The organism is Kineococcus sp. R86509 (assembly GCF_042466365.1).
In the GTDB taxonomy this organism is placed as follows: Bacteria; Actinomycetota; Actinomycetes; order Actinomycetales; family Kineococcaceae; genus Kineococcus.
Genome location: NZ_JAXHCE010000001.1, coordinates 683,677 through 706,096 on the forward strand (window position 1 = coordinate 683,677; position 22,420 = coordinate 706,096).

Here is a 22,420-nt window from a genome sequence, read left to right on the forward strand (position 1 = left end):
ACGAAGGGCCCGCCACCCGGAGGTGGCGGGCCCTTCGTCGTGCACGGTCAGCGCTTGGAGAGCATCTCCGCCGCGAGGAAGGCGAGCTCCAGCGACTGCTGGTGGTTCAGCCGCGGGTCGCACAGCGACTCGTAGCGGGTCGCCAGCGCCGCGTCGTCGATCTCCATGGCCCCACCGAGGCACTCGGTGACGTCGTCCCCGGTGAGTTCGACGTGCAGGCCGCCGGGCACGGTGCCCAGGCCCTGGTGGACCTCGAAGAACCCGCGGACCTCGTCCACGACGTCGTCGAAGCGACGGGTCTTGTACCCACTGGTCGAGGTGATCGTGTTGCCGTGCATCGGGTCGCAGACCCAGGTGACCTGGGCGCCGGACTTCGTGACCCCCTCGACGAGGGCGGGCAGGGCCTCGCGGATCGTCGAGGCGCCCATGCGCGTGATGAACGTCAACCGGCCCGGTTCGCGGTAGGGGTCGACCTTGTCGATGAGCGCGAGCGCGTCGTCGACGGAGGTCTTCGGCCCCAGCTTGATCCCGATGGGATTGCGGATCTTCGCGGCGAAGTCCACGTGCGCACCGTCGAGCTGACGGGTGCGCTCCCCGATCCAGACCATGTGCGCGGCGACGTCGTAGGGACCGCCCTGGCGCACGTCCTCGGCGGCGGGACCGCTGAGCGGCGGTTCCTCGTCGAGGGTCCGGGTCAGCGGACGCTCGTAGTCGAGCAGCAGCGCCTCGTGGCTGGACCAGAACTGGACGGTCTGCAGGGCGTCGAAGTCGGCGCCGCAGGCCGCCATGAACTTCATGGCCTTGTCGATGTCGTGCGCGAGGGAGTCGTACTTGGCGTTGGCCGCGGTGGCCGCGAAGCCGCGGTTCCACTCGTGGACCTTGCGCAGGTCCGCGTACCCACCGGTCGTGAACGCCCGGATGAGGTTCAGCGTCGCGGAGGACGTGTGGTAGGCGCGGAGCAGTCGCTGCGGGTCGGGGATCCGCGACTCGGGGGTGAACGCGTAGTCGTTGACGGCGTCGCCGCGGTAGGCGGGCAGCGTGACGCCGTCGCGGGTCTCGTCGTTGCTGGAGCGCGGCTTGGAGAACTGCCCCGCCATGCGACCGACCTTGATGATCGGCAGGCTGGCCCCGTAGGTGAGGACGGCGGACATCTGCAGCATCGTCTTCAGCCGGCGGCGGATGCCGTCGGCCGTGGCGCCGGCGAACGTCTCGGCGCAGTCCCCGCCCTGCAGCAGGAACGCCTCGCCCCGGGCGGCCTTGGCCAGCTGACCGCGCAGCTGGTCGGACTCCCCCGCGAAGACGAGGGGCGGATACGACGCGAGCTCCGCGTGCACCTCGGCCAGCGCGGCGGCGTCCGGCCACTGCGGCTGCTGGGCGGCGGGCAGGTCGGGCCACGTGATGCTGGACAGACCCGCGGAGTTCGTCGTCGTGGGAGTGCTCACGCGGGCAAGTGTCGCACCCCCCGCGGGGTGGGGTCACCACACTCGTGACCGAGCGTCACCACCGGACGCCGGCCGTCTCGGCCCGTCGCGCGTCGGGCACCGTGCGCAACACCCCGGTGGCCTCGGCCAGCGGCACCTGGTGGACCTCGACCCCGTGCAGGGACGCCATCGTGCCCAGGTTCCCGCTCGCGAGCGCCTCGATCGCCGACAGCCCGAACCGCGTCGCGAGGATCCGGTCGGCCGCCGACGGGGTCCCGCCCCGCAGCAGGTGGCCCAGGACGGTGACCCGCGTCGACAACCCCGGGACGCGGGCGAGGAGCTCGTGCTCCAGGGCGTCGCCGGCCCCGCCGAGCTGGGCGTGTCCGAAGGCGTCCCGCGGGGCGTTCTTCGCGGCTTCCTCGCCGTGGACCTTCGCGCCCTCGCTGACGACGATGAGGGGTGCCTGACCGCGGGCCAGGACGGAACGCGTGACGTCGGCGACGGCGTCGAGGTCGGGGTCCTCCTCGGGCAGGATCGTGACGTGCGCGCCGGCCGCCATCCCGGTGTGCAGCGCGATCCAGCCGGCGTGACGGCCCATCACCTCCACGATCATCGCCCGGTGGTGGCTCGCGCCGGTGGTGGCGAGGCGGTCGCAGGCGTCGACGGCGGTCTGCACCGCGGTGTCGAACCCGAACGTCGCGTCGGTGGCCGACAGGTCGTCGTCGATGGTCTTGGGGGCGCCCACGACCGGGACGCCCGCGGCGTGCAGGGCCGTGGCGACGCCGAGGGTGTCCTCGCCGCCGATGGCCAGCAGCGCGTCCACCTCGAGCGCCGTCAGCTGCTTGCGGACCCGGGCGACGCCGTCGTCGACGCCGTCGGCCAGCGGGTTCGTCCGCGAGGAGCCGAGGATCGTGCCGCCGATGGTCAGCAGCGGTCTGACGGTGTCCTCGTCGAGGGGAACGGTGTCCCCGTCGAGGACCCCGCGCCAGCCGTCGAGGAACCCGACGAACTCCATCCCGTGCCGTTGCGTCCCGGCCAGCACCGCCGCCCGGATGACCGCGTTCAGTCCGGGGCAGTCGCCGCCCCCGGTGAGGATCCCGACCCGCATCGTGCGTTCTCCAGTCCTCGGCGCCTTCGCCGACGTGCCTGTCGTCCGTCCGGAGGGAACTCTGCCACCGCGGGTCTAGTGCTGCGCGTCGTCCGGCCCCGGCGCGTCGCCGGTCGGGGCGGCGCGCCCGCCCGGACCGCCGGTGGCGGTGCTCGGCGGTTCGGGGACGCCGGTGCTGCGGGACAGCTCGCTGCGCAGCCGGCTGCGCTCGGCGTAGGCGTCGACGTACTCCTGGCGCGAGAGCTTCTGGATCGCGTACATGATCTCGTCGGTGACGGAGCGGACGACGAGCTGGTCGTCCCCCCGACCGGCGAAGCGGGAGAAGTCCAGCGGCTCCCCGAACACGGCGCCGACGCGCCGGATCCGGGGCAGCCTCCGGCCGGTCGGCAGCAGGTCCTCCGTGCCGATCATCGCGACCGGGATCACCGGGGCACCCGAGGCGAGGGCGATGCGGGCGACACCGGTGCGGCCGCGGTAGAGGCGACCGTCCGGTGACCGCGTCCCCTCGGGGTAGATGCCGAAGAGGTCGCCCTCCTGCAGGACGCGCACCGCCCCCGCGATGGCGGCCGAGGACGCCCGGCCCCCGGAACGGTCGACGGGCAGTTGACCGATCCCGTGCATGAGGCCCTTGGTGAGCCGGCCGCGCACGCCGCGGCCGGTGAACAGGTCCGCCTTGGCGATGAAGGTGACCCGCCGCTGGACCACCGTCGGGAGCAGCACGGTGTCCGCGGCGGAGAGGTGGTTGCTGGCCAGGATCGCCGGACCGTCGGTGGGGACGTTCTCGAGCCCACGGACCCAGGGCCGGAACACGGCCGTGACCAGCGGTTCCGCGACCAGCAGCTTGATCGGCCAGTACAGGACGGGAAAGCGCGGCACCGGCCCCCCTCGTCCTTCGTCGCCCGATCGGTGATCGCCGACCTTAGCGAACGGACCGGCGCGCGCCACGCCGAAACCTCGACCACCTCGGGTCACCCGTGACACCATGGAGCGTGCCTCGAACCCCGGACGACGGATCCGGTCCCCTCGACGTCGATGCGGCGTTCGCGCTGATCGTCGCGCATTGGGGTGAGGAAGCCACCTCGAGGACCGACACGCCGGCCGGGGACACCACCCCCGCGGCCGACGAGGACGACGCCCAGGCCGGCGAGGCGCCTCGCCCCGAGCCCCGGTTGGTCCGCCCGGTCACTCCGCTCCCTCCGCCCCCCCACGAGGACGTCCCGACGCCCGAGTGGTTCGCGACCCCCCGCCGGCGCGACGACGAGCCGGTCGAACTGCGGTCCTCCTCCGAGGAACGCTTCGTCCCCGCCGAACCGCAACCCCTCCCCCGCGACCTCCTGGGCTGGGCCGCGTGGATCGCCGTCGTCGGCGCACCGCTCTTCCTGCTCGTCGTGGCGCTGGGCTGGAACGACGTCCCGCAGCTCGTGACCGCGATCACCGCGGGGGTGTTCGTGGCCGGGTTCGCGACCCTGGTCATCCGTCTTCCCGGCTCGCGGGACGACGACGACGACGACGGTGCCGTGGTCTGAGACCCGTCCTCAACCGGCCGGGACGAGCAGGTCGGCGACGACCGCCAGGTGGTCGGTGGCTGCGGCCGCGTTCCCCGGCGGGGTGCTGACCTCGGTGACGCTCAGCCGGCGATCGACGAGGACCAGGTCCAGCCGCCTGCGCGGTGCCCGCGCCGGGAAGGTCGGGAAGGGGCGGCCCGCGACCTCGGCCGCGTCCGCGAGCACCGTCGAGAACCGCTGGTGGACCGCTCCGCCGGGTTCTTCGTTGAGGTCCCCCGCCATCACCAGGGGCGCGTCGGACCACGGCCCGCAGGACCCCGGGACGGGGGTCGCGGGCAGCAGCCGGGCCACGTGGTCGGAACGCTCCCCGGCCTCCAGGCCGAGGTGGACGCTGCGCACCAGCACCTCCCGCGACCACCCCTCACCCAGCGGGACGCGGACGACGGCCTCGGCGGTTCCCCGGCGCCGCACCGGCCTGCGCCCCCGCCAGCGGGCGGTCGGCAGTTCCCGCACCGCGCCGGCCCGCACGTCGACGCGGGCGGCGGTGAGCACCGCCGTCCCCGCACCGGCCCGACCCCACGCCGCGAGCCACAGGCCGGTGTCGGCGGCGAGGTCGCCGAGGCGGTGGGCGACCGGACCGAACGTGGGGACCTCCTGCAGGCACACGACGTCGGCCGCCGCGGTGCGCAGCAGGTCGCGCAGCGCGACGGTGTCGTCGAGCAGTTCACGCACGTTGAACGTCGCCACCCGCATCCGGGCGACAGGGCGCCCGACGGAACCCGGGCCGGCCATCAGCCCCAGCCGCGGGACAGGTCCGCCGCACCCACCAGACCCGCCGCCGGGCCGAGCTTGGCGCGGGCGATCGTGAGCTCGGGACGGAAACCCCGCCCCGTGAGGGTGCGGCGGAACGCCTCGCGACAGGGGCCGAGCAGGAGTTCGCCCGCGTCGGAGACCCCACCCCCGATGACGACGGTCCCCGGGTCCAGCGCGGCGGCGAGGTTCGCGACACCGATGCCGAGCCAGCGGCCGACGTCCTCGAAGAGTTCCACCGCGGCCGGGTCGCCGGCCCGGGCGGCCTCGGTGACGAGCGGGCCGGTGATCGCCTCGGGATCGCCCCCGGCGAGTTCCAGCAACGTGTGCGCGACCGGCGAGTTCGACCGGGCGAGCTCCCGGGCCTCGCGCACCAGTGCGTTGCCCGAGGCGTACTGCTCCCAGCAGCCGCGGTTGCCGCACTCGCAGCGGTGGCCACCGGGAACGACGATCATGTGCCCGAACTCACCGGCGATGCCGTAGCGGCCGCGGACCACGCGGCCCTGGTTGACGATCCCACCGCCGATGCCCGTGCCCATCGTCACGCAGACGAGCCGCGACTCCTCCTGGCCGGCCCCGAAGCGGTACTCGGCCCAGGCGGCGGCGTTGGCGTCGTTCTCGACGATCGTGCGCCGGCCGATGCGCCGACCCAGCCGGGCGCGGATGCGTCGTTCGACGGCCTCGCGCAACGGTTCGTGGCGCCAGGCCAGGTGCGGCGCGAAGAGCACCGTCGCGCGTTCGGCGTCGACGAAACCCGCGGCCCCGATGCCGACGGAGACGATGTCGTGGTGGGCGGCGAGCTCCTCCACGACCTCGGCGATCGTGTCCTCGACCCCCTGCGGGCTGGTCGTGGGCGTGTCGCGCCGCAACTGCATGACGACGTTGCCCTCGCCGTCGACGACTCCCGCCGCGACCTTCGTCCCGCCGATGTCGACGCCGACGGCCGGCCCGTCCCCGATGAAGACCCGGCGGGTCTGCTGGCGCAGCCGTTGCTGCAGCGCGACCCGTCGCGGGTCGGGTGCGCGCCGACGGCGGGGCGGACGCGGGGTGCGGGGTACGGCCATGTCTCTGCTCCCGATCGCAGGGGTGTCGTCCGTCAGACCCGGGCGAGGTCGGCGGCGCCGATGATCCCGGCGTCGTTGCCCTTCGTCGCCGTGCGCAGCGGCGGCGGCTTGCGGTGGGTCCGGCCGGAGAGGTTCTCCGCCAGGCTCACCCGGGCCGGGGCCAGCAGCAGGTCACCGGCGCTGGACACGCCGCCACCGATGACGACGACCTCGGGGTCGAGCATCGCGACGAAGCTCGCGACGGCCTCGCCCAACCAGCGGCCCACGTCGGCGAGCAGACGCGCGCAGCCGGGGTCACCGGCCTGGGCGAGGCGGGTGATGACCGGGCCGGTCACCGCGTCCGGGTCGCCGCCGACCTCGCGCAGCAGCACCGCACCGTCGGCGTCGCCGGAGCGGAGCAGGTCGCGCGCGTCGCGGACGAGGGCGTTCCCGGCGACGTACTGCTCCCAGCAGCCGGAGTTCCCGCACCCGCAGGCGCGGCCACCGGGGACGGCGCGGACGTGACCGAGTTCGGCGGCGGCGCCGTTGGCCCCGCGCTGCAGCAGACCGCCGGAGACGATCCCGCCCCCGAGGCCGGTGCCGAGCGTGAGCATGACGAGGTCGGCGACCGCGTTGCCCTCCTCGTCGAGACCGCCACCGAAGCGGTACTCCGCCCACGCGGCGGCGTTCGCGTCGTTCTCGACCACGACGCGGCGCGCCACGCGGGACTCCAGGCGGTCGGCGAGGGGTTCGTCGCGCCAGGCGAGGTTCGGGGCGAAGACGACGCTGCGCCGGGCGGCGTCGACGAAACCGGCCGCGGCGACGCCGACGGGACCGAACTCGTGGGTCGTCTCCAGCTCCGCGATCGCGTCCGCGACGGCGTCGGCGATGGCCTCGGGGTGCAGGGCCGGGGTCTCCCGGCGGGTCTGGGCGATGATCTCGCCGCGATGGTCGACGACCCCGGCGGCGATCTTCGTCCCCCCGATGTCGACACCGACGGCGTTGCCGGTGCTCGTGGCGTCGTGGTGGTGCGTCTCGGCGCGCTGCTCGACCATGCCGGTGCGGTTCTCCCTGCGACGTCGGCCCCGCGACCGGGGCGGCTGCCCGAACGTGCAGCCCCGGCGAGGTTACCCGGTGCGTGCGGGTGACCCGTGCCGGTCCCGCGCCTCAGCCGAGGACGACTCCCAGGGCGGTCATGCCACCGAGCAGCAAGGCCGTCAGGCCGAGGCCGCCCCCGACGGCGACGGCGATCTTCGCCTGCCGGCTCTGCAGGCCGCGCGGTCCCTTGACGTCGGTGCGGGCGAGGGCACCGAGCATCCGCTCGACCTCGGCCTCGTCGACGGCCGGCGCGGCGGGCCGGGGCTGCTCGAAGTCCAGCGCGAGCTGACCGTCCTCGTCCTCGACGACCCGTGCGGGCGGGAGCTCACGGCGCACGGGCGCGGCCGTCACCACCGGCGCGATCACCACCGGCGCGGGGGCGGGCAGCAACGAGGCGTGGCAGAGGGAGCACCAGTCCTGCTCGGGGCGGACCCGGGCGGCGCAGGAGGGACAGCGCTCGGCGCGCGCCACGACGGGACCCGCCGGTGCGGGCGCCGCGACGGGTTCCTGCGCGAGCCGGCTGACCGGCGGGCCGACCTCGACCGCGCCGAACGCGGCGCTGGTGCGGGTCGTGTCGCGACCGGCGTGCCGGGGGGCCGGCAGCAGGCCCTGGTCGTCGAGCGGCGCGAAGCCGTGGAGGTCCCCGACGGGGAGCGGTCGCGCCTTCTCGTCGTTCACACCTGCACGCATCGACACCCCCGGCCCCGACCTTGAACCCCTCCCGCTGCTCCGTGCGGGTGTCGCGGTGACGTCGCGCCGGGGCGGGGACCCCTCGCGGGTAGGGTCGTCGCACCGCCGACGGAGACGGCGGCGCCCGGACGTCCGCGCACCGCGCGAGCACGGCGGCCCGGGAGCGATGCGAGGAGGAACCAGCGTGCGGAGCAGCTGCGAGCCACCGCTCGTCCAGCCCGCCACGACCGGCAACCTGACCGACTGCGTGGTGGACACCGCGCGGCAGGACCCCCGGCACGTCAGCGTGAGCCGCAAGGGTGCGGACGGCACGTGGCAGCACATCACGGCGCAGGAGTTCCTCGCCGACGTCACCGCGATCGCGAAGGGCCTGCTGGCCGCGGGCATCCACCCCGGCGACCGGATCGGGATCATGGGCCGGACCAGCTACGAGTGGACGTTGTTCGACGTCGCCGGCTGGTTCGCGGGGGCCGTGACCGTCCCCGTCTACGAGACGAGCTCCCCGGAGCAGATCGAGTGGATCCTCTCCGACTCCGGCTGCGTGGCCGCCGTCGTGGAGACGACCGAGAACGCGGGCCGGATCGCCTCCGTCCGCGAGCGCCTCCCCGCCCTGCGCGACGTCTGGACGCTGGAGTCGGGGGCCGTCGCCGACCTGCGCACCGCGGGCGAGGACGTCAGCGACGCCGACGTCGAGCACTCCCGCTCGCTGGCCCGTCCGGGCGACCCGCTGACGATGATCTACACGTCCGGGACGACGGGCCGCCCCAAGGGCTGCCTGCTCACCCACGGCAACTTCCTCGACCTGGCCCGCAACGCCGACGAGGCCATCCCCGAGGTGCTGCGCCGCCAGGACGCGGCGACGTTGCTGTTCATCCCGCTGGCCCACGTCTTCGCCCGCTTCATCCAGGCGCTGTGCCTGGTCAGCCGGATCCGGATGGGCCACACGGCCGACGCCAAGGACCTGCTGCCCGACCTCGCCGGGTTCCGGCCCACCTTCATCCTGGCCGTGCCGCGGGTGTTCCAGAAGGTCTTCAACGGGGCCGAGCAGCGCGCCGCCTCCGGCGGGAGGTTCCGGGCGCGGATCTTCGAGCAGGCCGCGCTCACCGCGGACGCGTGGTCGCGGGCCATCGACACCGGCGGCCCGTCGGTGGCGCTGCGGGTGCGCCACCGCGTCTTCGACCGCCTGGTCTACTCCAAGCTGCGGACGCTCATGGGAGGCCGCGTCGAGTACGCCGTCTCCGGCGGTGCGCCCATGGGTGAGCACCTCGCGCACTTCTTCCGCGGCGTCGGCCTCGTCGTGCTCGAGGGCTACGGCCTCACCGAGACGACGGCCCCGCTGACGGTCAACCGCCCCTCGAAGATCAAGGTCGGAACGGTCGGACTCCCCCTGCCGGGCACCGACATCACGATCGCCGAGGACGGCGAGATCCTGGCCCGCGGGGTCGGGGTCTTCCACGAGTACCGCGGACGGACCGAGGAGACCCGGGAGGCCTTCGCCGACGGCTGGTTCCGCACCGGCGACCTCGGCACCCTCGACGACGACGGCTACCTGCGGATCACCGGGCGCAAGAAGGAGATCATCGTCACCGCGAACGGCAAGAACGTCGTGCCGTCCGCGCTGGAGGACCGGCTGCGGGCGCACGCGCTGATCTCGCAGGCCGTCGTCGTGGGCGACGGGCGCCACTTCGTGGCCTGCCTGCTGACGTTGGACGAGGAGGCGCTGCCGGGCTGGGGCGCCAACCACGGCCGACCCGGTCTCGACCTCGCGACCGCCCGCACCGACGCGGAGGTGCTGGCGGAGTTGCAGAAGGCCGTCGACCGGACCAACGAGTCGGTCAGCCGGGCGGAGTCGATCCGCAAGTTCCGGGTGCTGGCCGACGACTTCACGGTGGAGAACGGCTACCTGACCCCCTCCCTCAAGGTGAAGCGGTCGGAGGTCCTGAAGGACCTCGCCGACCAGGTCGAGGCCCTCTACTCCTCGTGATCCACTCGATGAGCCGTCGCGACGCGTCCACGCTCGTGGCGTGGACGGGGCTGATGGCCCTGGCCACCCACAGCGTGGTGCGCTACCGGTGGTGGATCGTCGCCGGCTACGTCGTCATCGCCGCCCTGGTCGTGGGGCTGGCGTGGACGGCACGCGACGACCGCGAGGCTCGGGAGGCACGGGACGGCGCAGCGGGCGGGTGGGTGCCCTCCGCCCTGCTGGCGCTCGTCGGCCTGGTGAACCTGGGCGTCCCCGCCTTCAGCTACCTCGACGACGCGGGGCAGCTGCTGGTCCGCATCGTGCTCGGGGTGTGCTGCTTCGTCGTCGCCGGGCTGCTGCTGCCCGGCAGCGGGGCGAGCCGGCGACTGGCGGTGCTCGCGGGGGTCGTCGGGGCCGTGGGCACGGGCACGCTGGTGATCGTCGGCGACCCGGCGCCCCGCATCGACGTCTGGGTCATCCTGCAGCAGTCCGCGGACGCGATGGCGGCGGGGAAGTCGATGTACGCCCAGACCTGGGTCGGCTCCCCCGGCATCACCGACGCCTTCGCGTACCTGCCGTGGACGGCGGTGCTCACGGCCCCGGGTCGCTGGCTCGCCGGGGACGTGCGCTGGGCGCTGCTGGTCCTCGTGCTGGTCAGCGCCCTCTGCGTCGGTGCGCTGGGCCGCTGGCGCCGGCCGGCGGTCGCGGCGGCCGCGCTGCTGCTGCTCGCTCCCGGCTCCGGGACGTTGATCGAGCAGGCCTGGACGGAACCCACGGTGCTCGTCGGTCTCGCCGGCTGGGCGCTGCTGGTGCGGACCGGGCGTGCCTGGTGGGCCGTGGTCCCGCTCGCGGTGGCGCTGGCCAGCAAGCAGCACGTGGTGGCCCTGCTGCCGCTGCTCGCGGTCTGGCCCCGTTTCGGCTGGCGGCGCACGGCGGTCGCCACCGGCGGGGCGGGGTTGCTCATGGCGCCCTGGATCGTCGCCGGGTTCGGCGACTTCCGGCACGACACGGTCACGACGATGCTCGACCTCGCCCCCCTGCGCTTCGCCGACACGCTCTACACCTTCGTGCTCAACGAGGCCGGCGTGCAGTTGCCGATCGCCGTCGTCGGGGTGGTCGTCCTGGCGGTCCTGGGTGCGGCCGTGGTGACGCTGCGCCGCCGCGCGGTCGGCCTGGCCGGCCTGCTGAGCTGGTGCGCGGCCGTCCTGTTCGTGGCGAACCTGGTGAACAAGCAGGCCTTCTACAACCAGTTCTGGCTCGTCGGGGCCCTGCTGCTGCTCGCCGTGGCCGCGTCCTCGGGCGCGCTCAGTCCCGCCGTTCCGCCGGGTCGGGCGGAACGTCGGTCCCGGCCAGCAGGTCGGCCAGTCGACGTGCCTGCTCCTCCCAGCCCCAGCGACGGCTGACCCACTCGCGTCCCGCGGCACCGAACGCCTCGGCGGTCCTCCTGTCCTGCAACAGGTCGGCGACCGCGGCGGCCACCTCAGCGCTGGAGCGGCCGTCGACGACGTGACCGTTCACCCCGTCGAGGAGGGCGTCCGGGGCTCCCCCGGAGTCCCCCGCCACGACGGGCAACCCGCAGGCGGCGGCCTCGAGGTAGCAGATGCCGAGGGCCTCGGGTTCCAGCCCGCCGAGGCGGGTGCGGGTCGGCATGCAGAAGACGTCACCGGCGGCGTAGTACTCCGGCGCCCGGTCCCACGGGACCGACCCGGTGAAGACGACGTCCCCGGACACCCCCGCGCGCCGGGCGAGCGCCTCCACCGCCCCGCGGTGCGGACCGTCGCCGACGATCAGCAGCGCCGCGCCCGGCACCCGCCGCCGGATCTCGGGGAGCGCCCGGACCAGGACGTCCTGGCCCTTGCGGGCGACGATCCGCGAGACGCAGACGACGACGGGGCGCTGCCCCAGGCCGAACTCGGCGCGCACCCGCTCCCGGGCCGCGGGGTCGGGACGGAACACCTCCGCGTCGACGCCCGGGGTGAGCCGGCGCATCCGGGACCTCGCGGCGACGGTGAGCGGTCGCTCGATGCGCGAGCGGCACCAGTCGCCGAGGTAGGTGACGGTGTCGTTGCCCTCCCCGATCCGGCGCAGGGCCGAGCGGGATCCGGGCAGGCTGGACCACCACACCTCGTGGCCGTGCGTCGTCGCGACCGTGCGCCGCACCCCGGCCGTGCGCAGCGCGGGCGCCATCAGCCCCAGCGGGGCCGCCGCCCCGAACCAGACCCGGTCGGCGTCGTGCTCGCGGGCCGTGCGCTGCACCCGCCGCACGATGCCCGGGGTGGGCACCATCAGCGGGGACGGGTCGCGGACCACGACGATCCCCCGCGCGGCCAGCTCCGCGTCCACGGCGGTGTCACCCCGCTGGCGGGCGGTGTGCACGACGACCCGGGCCGCGTCGCCGTCGCCGAAGGCGGGCAGGCGGCGGACGACGGCGTGGACGAACGACTCGATCCCCCCGGTCCGCGGCGGGAAGTCGTTGGTGACGACGAGCGTGCTCACGGCCCCCACCCCACCAGGTCGCTCACGACGTCGGCGCGCCAGGTCTCGACGACGTCCGCGAACGAGCGGCCCAGCGCCTGCCGGCAGGCGGCCTCCAGGTCCGTCCCGGCCAGCACCGTGCGGAGCAGGGCCGTCACCGCGGACGTCCCCGCCACCCGGGCCGCCGAGGTCACCAGCGTCCACGCCGCGGCGTAGGCGAGCTGCAGCGCCGCCGGCTCCGAGCTGCGGAACGCCGCGTCGTCGGGGACCTGCGGGACGCCGTCCGCGCTCAGCAGCGGGGCGGCGAGCGCCGTCGCGGCGACGTCACGGCGCAGGCGGGCGACGTGGTCGGCGTAGCCCTCGGTCAGCCAGGTGGGCACCACGGCACCGGCGGCGCGGGGGGTCGCCCGGGTCGCAACGTGGACGAGTTCGTGGGTGAGGGTGACGCTGCGCCCCAGCGGGCTCAGCGCGGTGAAGCGCTCCACCGAGAGCACGACGCGGACCCCGGCCGGGGCACCGTCGGGCAGGTCGGCGTCGAGGCCCACGGCGACGGCGTCGAGCCGCCCGGAGGGGTCGCGTCCGGCGAACCGGGTGACCTCGGCGGCCGTGGGGAGGACGACGACCGCCGTCCCCCGGGGCCAGTCCCCGCCCCAGGCGGCGTCGACGCGCGCCGTGGCGTCGGGGAGGTCGGCCGCGACCTGGTCGGCGACCTCACCGGCGGCGAGGTCGAGCACGAGGACGACCCCGCCCCCGACGACCCGGGCCTCGACGTCACCGAGGTCCCACGGCTGCGGTGTCCCCGCGGTGGAGGTGCGGAGCCGACCGTCCCAGCCGGCCCGGAAGGCGCCGGCGACGGCCCGCCCCTCGCCCTCGACGCGGACCCGGAGGGTCCCCGCGACGCCCGCGGCAGCGTCGTCGAGCCCGCTGACGGCCCACTCGCGCAGTCCGGCGCGCACGGCCCGGGCGTCGAGGACGCGCACGGCGCTGCGCTCGGCGGGGTCGTAGCCCGCACCGGCCGCCGTGAGGTCACCGGCCACCAGCGCGGCCCCGCGGGCGGCGAGGACCTGCTGGACGCCGTCGGCTGCGGGGGCCGTGGGCCGCGCGGAGCACCCGGCGAGGACGGGGGGCGCCAGGAGGAAGAGCCGTCGTGGCAACGACGGGACGGGACGCACCTCGGCATCATCCCGCCTCGCGCCGGGTCGCCAGCCGCAGCGGGGGGACCAGCCCGGAGGCCGCGAGCACCTCCACCGCCCCGAGCTCGTCGACGTCGAGCACCGCGTCCCCCGGTGGTCCGAGCAGGACCGAGACGACGCACTCGGAGCACGCCTGCGGACGGACCGTGCAGCTGTCGCAGTCGATGAGCACCGGGTGACCTCCGGATCGTCGGGACCGGCCCCAGCGGCCGGTGCTCCGCATCCCAGCACCGCCCTCCGACACGACCCCTCGAACGGGCGTTCGACCAGGTCAGCGGGCCGGGGGAGGTCCGTGGGCACCGCAGCGCCCGACGGAGCGGCGTGCTGGCCGACCACCGCGGAGGGCGGTCTGCGCGTGTCGCGCCGCGGTCCTGTCGGGCCCGGCGCCTACGGTCCCCCCATGTCCAGCGGCACCACCAGCTTCCAGAGCAGCTTCGAGGACCTGGGCCGGCCGCTGGCGGACGTGACCTTCGTGGTCGTCGACCTCGAGACGACCGGTGGCCCCCCGGCCGAGGCCGGCATCACCGAGATCGGCGCGGTGAAGGTCCGCGGGGGCCAGGTCCTCGGCGAGTTCCAGACCCTGGTGCGCCCGACCTCCCCCATCCCCGCCTTCGTCCAGGTCCTCACGGGGATCACGAACCGGATGGTCGCCTCGGCGCCGACGCTGCGGCAGGCGCTCCCCGCGTTCCTGGAGTTCGCCGGCTTCGACCGCGGCGCGGTCCTCGTCGCGCACAACGCCCGCTACGACGTCTCGTTCCTCGTCGCCGCCTGCGGGCTCACCGACCGCGACTGGCCGAAGCCGCGGGTGGTGGACACCGTCGTCCTGGCCCGTCAGCTCGTCGACCGCGACGAGGCCCCGAACAACAAGCTCGGCTCGCTGGCCCGGTTGTTCGGCACCGTGACCACCCCGGACCACCGCGCCCTCAACGACGCCCGCGCGACGGTCGACGTCCTGCACGCGCTGCTCGGGCGGGTCGGCAACCGCGGCGTCCACACGATCGAGGACCTGACCGCGTTCGCCGCGACGGTCGTCAGCAAGGCACGCCGGGAGAAGAAGCACCTCGCCGTCGGGCTGCCCTCGGCCCCGGGGGTCTACCAGTTCCGCGACGCCGCCGGGCGGATCCTCTACGTCGGCACGTCCGTCGACGTGCACCGGCGGGTGTCGTCCTACTTCACGGCCTCGGAGACGCGTCCGCGGATGACCGAGATGGTCCGGGCGGCGACCAGCGTCGTCCCGGTGGTCTGCGAGACGCCGCTGGAGGCGAGGGTGCGCGAACTCCGGCTCATCGCCGAGCACGCCCCGCCCTACAACCGGCGGTCGAAGACCCCGGAGAAGGTGACCTGGGTCAAGCTCACCACCGACGCCTGGCCCCGCCTGTCGCTGGTGCGGCAACGGCGCGAGGACGGTGGCGACTACCTGGGCCCCTTCCGCTCGGCCCGCACCGCCGAGCTCGCCGTGGAGGCCCTGCACGACGCCCACCCGTTGCGCCAGTGCACCCGTCGCATCCCGAAGAACCCTACGCAGGACGGCCCGGGCGCCTGCGTCCTGCTCGAGATCGGTCGTTGCGGCGCGCCCTGCCTGGGCACCGGACGCGGCGGGCAGGACGCGCAGTCCTACGCCGGTGTCGTCGCGGCCGTCCGCGACGCGATGCACCACGACGCGACGACGACCTTCACCCGCGGCCGGGACCGGTTGCAGCTCCTCACCGAGCAGCAGCGCTACGAGGAGGCCGCCGGGGCCCGGGACCGCCTCGAGGCGTTCCTGCACGCCGCCGACCGTTCCCAGCGTCGCGCGCCGATCGCCTCGGCCCCCGAGATCGTCGCGGCTCGGCGCAGCGTCGCGACGCCGGGCTGGCGCAACGGCGGCTGGGAGGTCGTCCTCATCCGTCACGGCCGGCTCGCCGGGACGTGCGTGACCCCGCGGGGGGCCGACCCGATGCCGCACATCGCCGCCCTGCGGGCCACCGGCGAGGCCGTCCCCGCGCCCGACGCCGCCCGCAGCGGCCTGCTGGTGGAGGAGACCGACCTGCTGCTGGGCTGGCTCGAGCAACCGGGGGTGCGCCTGGTCAGCGTCGAGGAGGACGACCGGCGCCCCTGGGCCTCACCCGTGCGCGGCGCGGGCTGGGCGCGGTACCACCTGCGCCCGGGGCAGCCCGAGTAGTCTCGGCGCGTGATCACCGCCATCGTCAACGTCCAGTGCGACGGCCGGCGCATCCCCGAGGTCGCGCAGGCGCTCGCCGACCTCGACGGGGTCAGCGAGGTCTACTCGGTGACCGGGGACGTCGACCTCGTCGTCATGGTCCGCGTGCAGGAGCACGACCGGCTGGCCGACGTCATCGCCGGCGGGATCGCGCGGGTCGACGGCGTCGTCAGCACGACGACGAACATCGCCTTCCGCGCCTACTCCAAGCACGACCTCGAGACGGCCTTCGCCCTCGGTTTCGACTGAGGGACGGTTTCGACTGCGGGACCCCCACCGCGGGGCGCCCGGGAGTCAGGCCGCGCTGGCGCGGACCCACCGGTCGAGCACGTCGGCCGCCGCGCCGGAGTCCAGCGCGGCCTCGGCCCGCCGCATCCCCTCGGCGAGGTGGTCGACGAGCGCGGGCGCGGGGTCGACGGCGGTGGAGCCCGCGGCCCGCACCCCGGCCGCGACCATCGCCGCGGCCGCGTTGAGGACGACGGCGTCGCGCACCGGACCCCGGGCTCCCGCGAGCAGGCGGCGGGCCACCTCCGCGTTGTAGGCCGCATCCGCGCCGCGCAGGTCGGCCAGCGTCGACGGCGCCAGCCCGAGCTCCGCGACGGCGTCGAGCACCGTCTCGGTGACCTGGCCGCCGCTCACGACCCAGATCCGGGCCGGCCCCGTGCTCGTGAGCTCGTCGAGCCCGTCCTCGCCGCGGAAGACCAGCGCCGAGGTCCGCCGGCCGGCCAGGACGCCGGCCACGAGCGGGGCGATCCGGCGGTCGGCGACCCCGATGGCGCAGGCCCCCGCCCGCGCCGGGTTGGTCAGCGGGCCGAGGACGTTGAAGGCCGTCGGCACCCCGAGGCCGCTGCGGGCGCCGGCGGCGAAGCGCATGGCGGGGTGGAAGACCTGGGCGAAGCAGAACGTGATCCCGACCTCGACGGCGAGCTGGCCGACCCGCTGCGGCGGCAGGTCGAGCCGGACCCCGAGCGCCTCGAGCACGTCGGCGGAGCCGGAGGAGGACGAGGCGGCCCGGTTGCCGTGCTTGACGACGCGGTGGCCGGCTCCGGCGAGCACCAGCGAGGCCATGGTCGAGATGTTCACCGTGTGCGCGCGGTCCCCGCCGGTGCCGACGAGGTCGACGATCGGGCCGGGGACCTCCAACGGCACGGCGTGGCTCAGCATGGCCTCGGCCAGCCCGGTCAGCTCGGCGCTGGTCTCACCCTTGGCGCGCAGGGCCACGAGGAAGCCCGCCAGCTGGACGTCGTTGGCCTCGCCGCGCATCACCTGGTCCATGGCCCACGACGCCTGCTCCAGGGCGAGGTCGCGACCGGCCATCAGCTCGGTCAGCAGCCCGGACCACGTGGGTGCGGCGGGGGTGGTCATGGCTGGTCCTGGCTCCCTGGGTCGAGACGATCGAGCGCCGCGCTCGAGCACGCGGCGACCCGAACCCTACTGATCGCGGGAACGGGCGGGCCCACCTGCCGACGCGCCGGACGCGCGGCCCCCAGATCGAGACCGTTCCGTGACCTCAGGGGGCGGTAGACGCCGTCGCGCGGCCCGGACGCCTTGCTCCACGCAGGATCCGCACCCTCCGCACGACCTGCGCACACCCCGTGGCGAACCTCCCCCGACCGGCCCAACGGAGATCTACGACACGTTGTCGGTGGGCCGGGCAGCGAAGCGGAAACGGGTGGGGCATGATTGTGCGCGTGGCGAGTGCACAGGCTGTCCAGAGCAGTACCCCGAGTCCGGCCCACGGGTCCGTGAACCGACCGAACATGGTGTCGGTCGGCGTGATCGTGTGGCTGTCGAGCGAGCTCATGTTCTTCGCGGGCCTGTTCGCCATGTACTTCACGATCAGGTCGGTGGCCCCGGCGCTCTGGGAGTCCGGCCCCGAGCTGCTGAACGTGCCGTTCTCCAGCGTCAACACGACGATCCTCGTGATCTCGTCGTTCTGGTGCCAGTTCGGGGTGTTCGCCGCGGAGCGCTTCCAGCCGCGCCGCCTCGGCAAGCTCCACCAGCTCTCCAAGTGGGGCATGCAGGAGTGGTTCGTCCTCACCTACATCTTCGGGGCGCTCTTCGTCGCCGGTCAGGTCTTCGAGTACGCGGAACTCGCGCACGAGGGTCTGACCATCGCCACCAACGCCTACGGCTCGGTCTTCATCCTCGCCACCGGCTTCCACGGCATCCACGTCTTCGGCGGACTCATCGCCTTCCTCATGGTCATCGGCCGGTCCTTCGCCGTGAAGCGCTTCGGGCACCAGGAGGCGACCAGCGCCATCGTCGTCTCGTACTACTGGCACTTCGTCGACGTCGTGTGGATCGGTCTGTTCACGATCATCTACATCCTCAAGTAACGCCCCGACCGCCAGCGCAGTTCCCGCAGTCCGAACGCCCCGTAGGAAGCGAGCACCAGCACCGTGACCAGGACCCTCACCGCACTCAGCGCCCGACGGCGCCACCCGATGGCCGTCGTCGTGCTGATCGCGTTGGCGCTCCTCCTCGTCGGCGGCCTGTACGCCGCGGTGGCCCCGCGCGACGCGCAGGCGACCACCGCGACCGCGTCGGCCGATGACGTCGAGGCGGGCAAGAAGCTGTTCCTCGCCAACTGCAGCACCTGCCACGGGCTCAACGCGCAGGGTGGTGGCGTGGTCGAGGGCAAGAACCCCGGCCCCTCCCTCATCGGCGTGGGCGCCGCGGCCGTCGACTTCCAGGTCGGCTCCGGGCGCATGCCGTTGGCCCAGTCGGGCGCCCAGGCCCCCGAGGTGAGCAAGGTCCGCTTCTCGCAGGACCAGATCGACCAGATGGCGGCGTACATCGCCTCCCTCGCCCCGGGCCCGGCCATGCCGACGGACGAGCAGCTCGACACCAGCTCGGTCAGCAAGGAGCAGCTCGCGCAGGGCGCCGCGATCTTCCGCACCAACTGCGCGATGTGCCACAACTTCGCCGGCAAGGGTGGAGCTCTCACGGCCGGCAAGTACGCGCCGAGCCTCGACGGGGTCTCCGCCAAGCACATCTACGAGGCCATGGTCTCGGGCCCGCAGTCGATGCCGGTCTTCAACAACAACACCATCAGCACCGAGGACAAGACGGCGATCATCGCCTGGCTGACCAACGAGGACGTGCGGCCGGACCCGGGCGGCCTCACGCTGGGTTCCATCGGCCCGGTCTCCGAGGGTCTGCTGGCCTGGATCGGCGGCATCGGCCTCCTGATCGGCGTCTCCGTCTGGTTGGGGATGAAGTCGTCCTGATGAGCGACATCTGCAACACCGCGAAGCGACAGGCGAAGGAACCGGACGGACAGGGAGCATGAGCGACATCGAACGCGCCGAAGAGGCGCACGGGCAGGCGAACACCACCCTCGCCAAGCCCTCAGGCGGCGTTCCCGACCGCTTCGACAACCCGGGGCTGCCGGAGCACCGGCACCGCATGGGTGACACCGACCCGGCCGCCGCCCGGCGCGCCGAACGTCAGGTCGCCTTCTTCCTGATCCTCTCGATGATCGGCACGATCGGGATCATCGTCTCGATCATCGCGATCAAGTACGACGACAGCTTCGAGCGGGTCAGCCTGTCGACGAAGGCGATCGGCCTGTCGATGTTCGTCTCCCTCTTCGCCCTCGGGGTCGGGGCGGTGCACTGGGCCAAGACCCTCATGCCCGACGACGAGCGCATCGACCTCCGTCACCGCCAGCGCGGGACCACCGCCGAGCGTGACGAAGCCGTGGGGATCCTCAAGGAGGGCACCGCGGAGGCCGGTCTGGGGCGTCGTCCGCTCATCCGCAACACCCTCGTCGGTGCGCTGGCACTCTTCCCGATCCCCGCGGTGTTCTTCTTCCGCGACACGGGTCCGCTGCCCGGCAACAAGCTCTCCATCACGATGTGGGAAGCGGGCACCCACCTGGTCAAGGACCCCGAGGGTGGTCGCATCCGTGCGGCGGACGTCAGCATCGGGTCTGTCGTCCACGTGCTGCCCGAAGGCATCGAGAACGCCGAGTCGGTCCTCAACGAGAAGGCCAAGTCGGCCGTGCTGCTCATGCGTCTGGACGAGGGTCTGCTGACGCAGAAGTCCGCAGAGTGGGGGGTCGACGGAACCGTCGCCTACTCCAAGATCTGCACTCACATGGGCTGCCCGGTGGCCCTCTACGAACAGCAGACCCACCACCTGCTGTGCCCGTGTCACCAGTCGACGTTCGACCTGACGCAAGACTGCAAGGTGATCTTCGGCCCCGCCAAGAGGGCCCTCCCCCAACTGCCCATCGCGGTGGATGACGAGGGGTACCTCGTGGCGACGGACGGCTTCGACGAAGCCGTGGGCCCGAGCTTCTGGGAGCGCGGATGAGCACCATCGACAAGGCGGCCGGTGGCGTCGCGAACTTCGCCGACGACACCGTCGGCGCGAGCAAGGTCGTCAACGGGTTCGCCCGCAAGATCTTCCCCGACCACTGGTCGTTCATGCTCGGCGAGATCACGCTGTACAGCTTCGTGATCCTGCTGCTCACGGGCACCTTCCTCACGTTCTTCTACGAGCCGTCCGCGGCCGAGACGACGTACAACGGCATCTACCTGCCGCTGACGGGACAGCACGTCTCGGAGGCCTACGAGTCCACCCTGCGGTTGTCCTTCGACGTCCGTGGTGGACTGCTGATGCGCCAAGTCCACCACTGGGCCGCGCTGGTCTTCGTGGCCGCGACGGTCGTGCACATGTGCCGGGTGTTCTTCACCGGCGCGTTCCGCAAGCCGCGTGAGGTCAACTGGGTCATCGGCGTCCTGCTCGCCGTCCTCGCCGTCGGCGAGGGGTTCACCGGGTACTCGCTGCCGGACGACCTCCTCTCCGGTACCGGTATCCGCATCGCGTCGGCGATCATCCTCGCGATCCCGGTGGTCGGGAGCTACATCAGCTTCTTCCTCTTCGGTGGCGAGTTCCCCGGGACGGACTTCATCCCGCGGTTCTTCACCATCCACATCCTGCTGCTGCCGGCGATCATGCTCGCGCTCATCGCGGTGCACCTCATGTTCGTCGTCGTGCACAAGCACACCCAGTACCCCGGCCCGGGCCGCACCGAGGACAACGTCGTCGGCTTCCCCCTCTTCCCGGTGTACATGGCCAAGGCCGGCGGGTTCTTCTTCCTGGTCTTCGGGGTCATCGCCCTCATCGCGTCGCTGGTCTCGATCAACCCGATCTGGGCCTACGGCTCCTACGACCCCTCGCCCGTCACCGCCGGTTCGCAGCCGGACTGGTACATGGGTTGGACCGACGGTGCAGTCCGGCTGATGCCGGGGTGGCTGGAGTTCCAGCTGTGGGGTCACACCTTCTCGTTCAACATCCTGATGGCTCTCGTCATCTGCGGCTTGATGGTCCTCGCGGCGGTCGTCTACCCCTGGATCGAGCAGGCGGCGACGGGCGACCGTCGTGAGCACCACCTGCTGGACCGGCCGCGCAACCAGCCGACCCGCACGGGTCTCGGTGTCATGGCGCTGACGTTCTACGTCCTGCTGTGGATCTCGGGCGGCAACGACATCATCGCCCACATGTTTTCGTTGTCGATCAACGACATCACGCGCTTCCTGCGGCTCGCCGTGTTCGTCCTCCCGGCCCTCGCGTTCGTCATCACCAAGCGCATCTGCCTCGGCCTGCAGCGGGCCGACCGCGAAAAGGCGTTGCACGGTCGCGAGACCGGGCGCATCGTCCGCCTCCCCCACGGTGAGTTCATCGAGGTCCACGCCCCGTTGACCGATTTGGAGCGGTGGACCCTGGTCCAGCACGACAACCCGCGCCCCATGGAGATCGACGACCGCGTCGACGCGGGGAACCCGGACACGATCTACGGGAAGATCCAGCGCCAGCTGTCGAAGTTCTACTTCGAAGACCGCGTCGAGCCGGTGACCCCGACGGAACTGGCCGCCTCGCACCACGACGAGCACAGTGAGCTCGAGAACGCCCACGCCGACGAGCTCGAGCGGGGTGACAACCCGGCCATCGGGACGTCGCAGACGACCCACGGCTGATCAGCTCCACCGAAGGGCCCCGAGCCGGGAACGGTTCGGGGCCCTTCTGCTGTCCCTCGACACGTCGAACCGTTGAACCGAACAGTTAGGCTCTCCCCCCGTGACTTCCCCCCTCGCCCCTGACACCCTGACCGGCAAGCGCGTCCTCGTCACCGGTTCCTCCCGCGGCATCGGCGCCCAGACCGTCACGTACTTCGCTCAGGCGGGTGCGTCCGTGGTGATCAACTACCGCAACAAGGCCGTTCGCGCCGAGAAGCTCGTCGCCCAGCTCACCGAGTCGGGCGCCACGGCCTTCGCCGTCGCCGCGGACCTGACGGACGACGCCTCCGTCACCGCGATGTTCGACACGGTCCGCGCCGAACTCGGTGGTCTCGACGTGCTGGTGCTCAACGCCTCGGGCGGCATGGAACAGGGCATGGCCGAGGACTACGCGATGCAGCTCAACCGCGACGCCCAGGTGCGCGTCCTGCAGACCGCGCTCCCCCTGCTCGCCGCCGGCTCCCGCATCGTCTTCGTCACCAGCCACCAGGCGCACTTCATCAACACGACCGAGACCATGCCGGAGTACGAAGCGGTCGCGCGCAGCAAGCGGGCCGGAGAGGACGCACTGCGGGCTCTCCTCCCCGATCTCGAGGCGCGCGGGATCGAGTTCGTCGTCGTGTCCGGGGACATGATCGAGGGCACCATCACCGCCACCCTGCTCGAACGCTCCAACCCCGGTGCGCTGGCCACCCGCAAGGAGGCCGCCGGCAAGCTCTACGACGTCGCCGAGTTCGCCGCCGAGGTGGCGAGTGCCGCGGTCGACCCGGTCCCCGCGGACCACACCCGCTACGTCGGCGACACGGGCAGCTTCACCGGCTGATCCCGCCCGCCCGGGTGGGAACCGTCGACGCACCGGGCGGACCGTCTCGCCCGGTGCGTCGA

The 22,420-nt window shown here is 73.3% G+C and carries 21 protein-coding genes; 10 read left to right on the forward strand and 11 right to left on the reverse strand.

Translation table 11 applies throughout. The features are described 5' to 3' along the window. Positions 1-47 precede the first annotated feature (47 nt). From SJY07_RS03300 to SJY07_RS03310, 3 genes are all read right to left on the reverse strand, one after another. Positions 48-1,442 (reverse strand): class II 3-deoxy-7-phosphoheptulonate synthase, encoded by a 1,395-nt coding sequence (locus tag SJY07_RS03300; RefSeq protein WP_380157011.1) that lies wholly within the window; start codon positions 1,440-1,442, stop codon positions 48-50. A 55-nt stretch (positions 1,443-1,497) separates the two neighbouring features. After that, positions 1,498-2,529, reverse strand: a complete 1,032-nt coding sequence (locus SJY07_RS03305; RefSeq protein WP_380157013.1) for a 6-phosphofructokinase — start codon at positions 2,527-2,529, stop codon at positions 1,498-1,500. Positions 2,530-2,604: 75 nt separating this feature from the next. Further along, complete coding sequence (locus SJY07_RS03310; protein WP_328295662.1) at positions 2,605-3,405, reverse strand: lysophospholipid acyltransferase family protein; 801 nt, start codon at positions 3,403-3,405, stop codon at positions 2,605-2,607. A 113-nt stretch (positions 3,406-3,518) separates the two neighbouring features. Between SJY07_RS03310 and SJY07_RS03315 the strand changes: the two genes are divergently transcribed. Next, positions 3,519-4,055: a hypothetical protein gene (locus SJY07_RS03315; protein WP_380157015.1), complete on the forward strand. Its 537-nt coding sequence runs from the start codon at positions 3,519-3,521 to the stop codon at positions 4,053-4,055. 9 nt (positions 4,056-4,064) lie between these two features. Here SJY07_RS03315 and SJY07_RS03320 read toward each other — a convergent pair whose 3' ends face one another. The 4 genes from SJY07_RS03320 to SJY07_RS03335 all read right to left on the reverse strand — a co-directional run bounded on the left by SJY07_RS03320 (position 4,065) and on the right by SJY07_RS03335 (position 7,663). Continuing rightward, on the reverse strand, positions 4,065-4,826 hold the full coding sequence (locus SJY07_RS03320) for an endonuclease/exonuclease/phosphatase family protein (protein ID WP_380157017.1): 762 nt from the start codon (positions 4,824-4,826) through the stop codon (positions 4,065-4,067). Then, positions 4,826-5,908 carry an ROK family glucokinase gene (locus SJY07_RS03325; protein WP_380157019.1) on the reverse strand — a complete coding sequence of 361 codons (1,083 nt, stop codon included), beginning with the start codon at positions 5,906-5,908 and terminating at the stop codon, positions 4,826-4,828. Before SJY07_RS03325 ends, SJY07_RS03320 begins: the two co-directional genes overlap by 1 nt. Before the next feature lie 32 nt (positions 5,909-5,940). Next, positions 5,941-6,942, reverse strand: a complete 1,002-nt coding sequence (locus SJY07_RS03330; protein ID WP_328295658.1) for an ROK family protein — start codon at positions 6,940-6,942, stop codon at positions 5,941-5,943. Positions 6,943-7,054: 112 nt separating this feature from the next. Continuing rightward, entirely contained in the window at positions 7,055-7,663 is a 609-nt protein-coding gene (locus SJY07_RS03335) for a hypothetical protein (protein ID WP_380157021.1), read from the reverse strand. A gap of 196 nt (positions 7,664-7,859) precedes the next feature. On the opposite strand from SJY07_RS03335, the gene SJY07_RS03340 reads away from it, so the two are divergent. Both SJY07_RS03340 and SJY07_RS03345 read left to right on the forward strand, forming a co-directional pair. Beyond that, positions 7,860-9,659, forward strand: coding sequence for an AMP-binding protein (locus tag SJY07_RS03340; RefSeq protein ID WP_328295656.1), 1,800 nt, complete (start codon positions 7,860-7,862; stop codon positions 9,657-9,659). A gap of 8 nt (positions 9,660-9,667) precedes the next feature. Continuing rightward, a complete protein-coding gene (locus SJY07_RS03345; protein ID WP_328295655.1) occupies positions 9,668-11,041 on the forward strand; it encodes a hypothetical protein in 1,374 nt (457 codons plus the stop codon). Here SJY07_RS03345 and SJY07_RS03350 read toward each other — a convergent pair. From SJY07_RS03350 to SJY07_RS03360, 3 genes are read right to left on the reverse strand one after another with little or no spacing between them, the layout of a single operon-like run. Then, positions 10,944-12,134 (reverse strand): glycosyltransferase family 4 protein, encoded by a 1,191-nt coding sequence (locus tag SJY07_RS03350; RefSeq protein ID WP_380157024.1) that lies wholly within the window; start codon positions 12,132-12,134, stop codon positions 10,944-10,946. The two genes, SJY07_RS03345 and SJY07_RS03350, sit on opposite strands and share 98 nt — an antisense overlap. After that, the gene (locus SJY07_RS03355; RefSeq protein ID WP_380157026.1) at positions 12,131-13,285 is read right to left on the reverse strand and encodes a hypothetical protein; all 1,155 of its coding nucleotides are present in this window, start codon (positions 13,283-13,285) and stop codon (positions 12,131-12,133) included. Before SJY07_RS03355 ends, SJY07_RS03350 begins: the two co-directional genes overlap by 4 nt. 7 nt (positions 13,286-13,292) lie before the next feature. Further along, complete coding sequence (locus tag SJY07_RS03360) at positions 13,293-13,478, reverse strand: hypothetical protein (RefSeq protein ID WP_328295652.1); 186 nt, start codon at positions 13,476-13,478, stop codon at positions 13,293-13,295. Between the two features lie 228 nt (positions 13,479-13,706). Between SJY07_RS03360 and SJY07_RS03365 the strand changes: the two genes are divergently transcribed. Next, on the forward strand, positions 13,707-15,467 hold the full coding sequence (locus SJY07_RS03365) for a DEDD exonuclease domain-containing protein (protein WP_380157028.1): 1,761 nt from the start codon (positions 13,707-13,709) through the stop codon (positions 15,465-15,467). A gap of 9 nt (positions 15,468-15,476) precedes the next feature. Beyond that, positions 15,477-15,755 (forward strand): Lrp/AsnC ligand binding domain-containing protein, encoded by a 279-nt coding sequence (locus SJY07_RS03370; protein ID WP_328295650.1) that lies wholly within the window; start codon positions 15,477-15,479, stop codon positions 15,753-15,755. Positions 15,756-15,800: 45 nt separating this feature from the next. Here the strand turns inward: SJY07_RS03370 and trpD are convergent, their stop codons facing one another. After that, positions 15,801-16,871, reverse strand: a complete 1,071-nt coding sequence (gene trpD / locus SJY07_RS03375; RefSeq protein ID WP_380157030.1) for an anthranilate phosphoribosyltransferase — start codon at positions 16,869-16,871, stop codon at positions 15,801-15,803. Positions 16,872-17,185: 314 nt separating this feature from the next. On the opposite strand from trpD, the gene SJY07_RS03380 reads away from it, so the two are divergent. The 5 genes from SJY07_RS03380 to SJY07_RS03400 all read left to right on the forward strand — a co-directional run bounded on the left by SJY07_RS03380 (position 17,186) and on the right by SJY07_RS03400 (position 22,358). Next, complete coding sequence (locus tag SJY07_RS03380; protein ID WP_380157032.1) at positions 17,186-17,845, forward strand: heme-copper oxidase subunit III; 660 nt, start codon at positions 17,186-17,188, stop codon at positions 17,843-17,845. A 108-nt stretch (positions 17,846-17,953) separates the two neighbouring features. Further along, positions 17,954-18,739 (forward strand): c-type cytochrome, encoded by a 786-nt coding sequence (locus SJY07_RS03385; protein WP_380162137.1) that lies wholly within the window; start codon positions 17,954-17,956, stop codon positions 18,737-18,739. A gap of 58 nt (positions 18,740-18,797) precedes the next feature. Then, the gene (locus tag SJY07_RS03390; RefSeq protein ID WP_328295646.1) at positions 18,798-19,829 is read left to right on the forward strand and encodes a Rieske 2Fe-2S domain-containing protein; all 1,032 of its coding nucleotides are present in this window, start codon (positions 18,798-18,800) and stop codon (positions 19,827-19,829) included. Next, positions 19,826-21,496 (forward strand): ubiquinol-cytochrome c reductase cytochrome b subunit, encoded by a 1,671-nt coding sequence (locus SJY07_RS03395; RefSeq protein ID WP_328295645.1) that lies wholly within the window; start codon positions 19,826-19,828, stop codon positions 21,494-21,496. Before SJY07_RS03390 ends, SJY07_RS03395 begins: the two co-directional genes overlap by 4 nt. 100 nt (positions 21,497-21,596) lie before the next feature. Further along, positions 21,597-22,358, forward strand: a complete 762-nt coding sequence (locus SJY07_RS03400) for an SDR family oxidoreductase (protein WP_328295644.1) — start codon at positions 21,597-21,599, stop codon at positions 22,356-22,358. Positions 22,359-22,420 lie beyond the last annotated feature (62 nt).

Excerpts from the sequence above, each read along its gene's own strand:
- SJY07_RS03305 (WP_380157013.1), bottom strand. The coding sequence starts at position 2,529 with ATGCGGGTCGGGATCCTCACCGGGGGCGGCGACTGCCCCGGACTGAAC.
- SJY07_RS03320 (WP_380157017.1), bottom strand. The coding sequence starts at position 4,826 with ATGGCCGGCCCGGGTTCCGTCGGGCGCCCTGTCGCCCGGATGCGGGTG.
- SJY07_RS03325 (WP_380157019.1), bottom strand. The coding sequence starts at position 5,908 with ATGGCCGTACCCCGCACCCCGCGTCCGCCCCGCCGTCGGCGCGCACCC.
- SJY07_RS03330 (WP_328295658.1), bottom strand. The coding sequence starts at position 6,942 with ATGGTCGAGCAGCGCGCCGAGACGCACCACCACGACGCCACGAGCACC.
- SJY07_RS03345 (WP_328295655.1), top strand. The coding sequence starts at position 9,668 with ATGAGCCGTCGCGACGCGTCCACGCTCGTGGCGTGGACGGGGCTGATG.
- SJY07_RS03365 (WP_380157028.1), top strand. The coding sequence starts at position 13,707 with ATGTCCAGCGGCACCACCAGCTTCCAGAGCAGCTTCGAGGACCTGGGC.
- trpD (WP_380157030.1), bottom strand. The coding sequence starts at position 16,871 with ATGACCACCCCCGCCGCACCCACGTGGTCCGGGCTGCTGACCGAGCTG.
- SJY07_RS03380 (WP_380157032.1), top strand. The coding sequence starts at position 17,186 with ATGATTGTGCGCGTGGCGAGTGCACAGGCTGTCCAGAGCAGTACCCCG.
- SJY07_RS03385 (WP_380162137.1), top strand. The coding sequence starts at position 17,954 with ATGGCCGTCGTCGTGCTGATCGCGTTGGCGCTCCTCCTCGTCGGCGGC.
- SJY07_RS03390 (WP_328295646.1), top strand. The coding sequence starts at position 18,798 with ATGAGCGACATCGAACGCGCCGAAGAGGCGCACGGGCAGGCGAACACC.
- SJY07_RS03395 (WP_328295645.1), top strand. The coding sequence starts at position 19,826 with ATGAGCACCATCGACAAGGCGGCCGGTGGCGTCGCGAACTTCGCCGAC.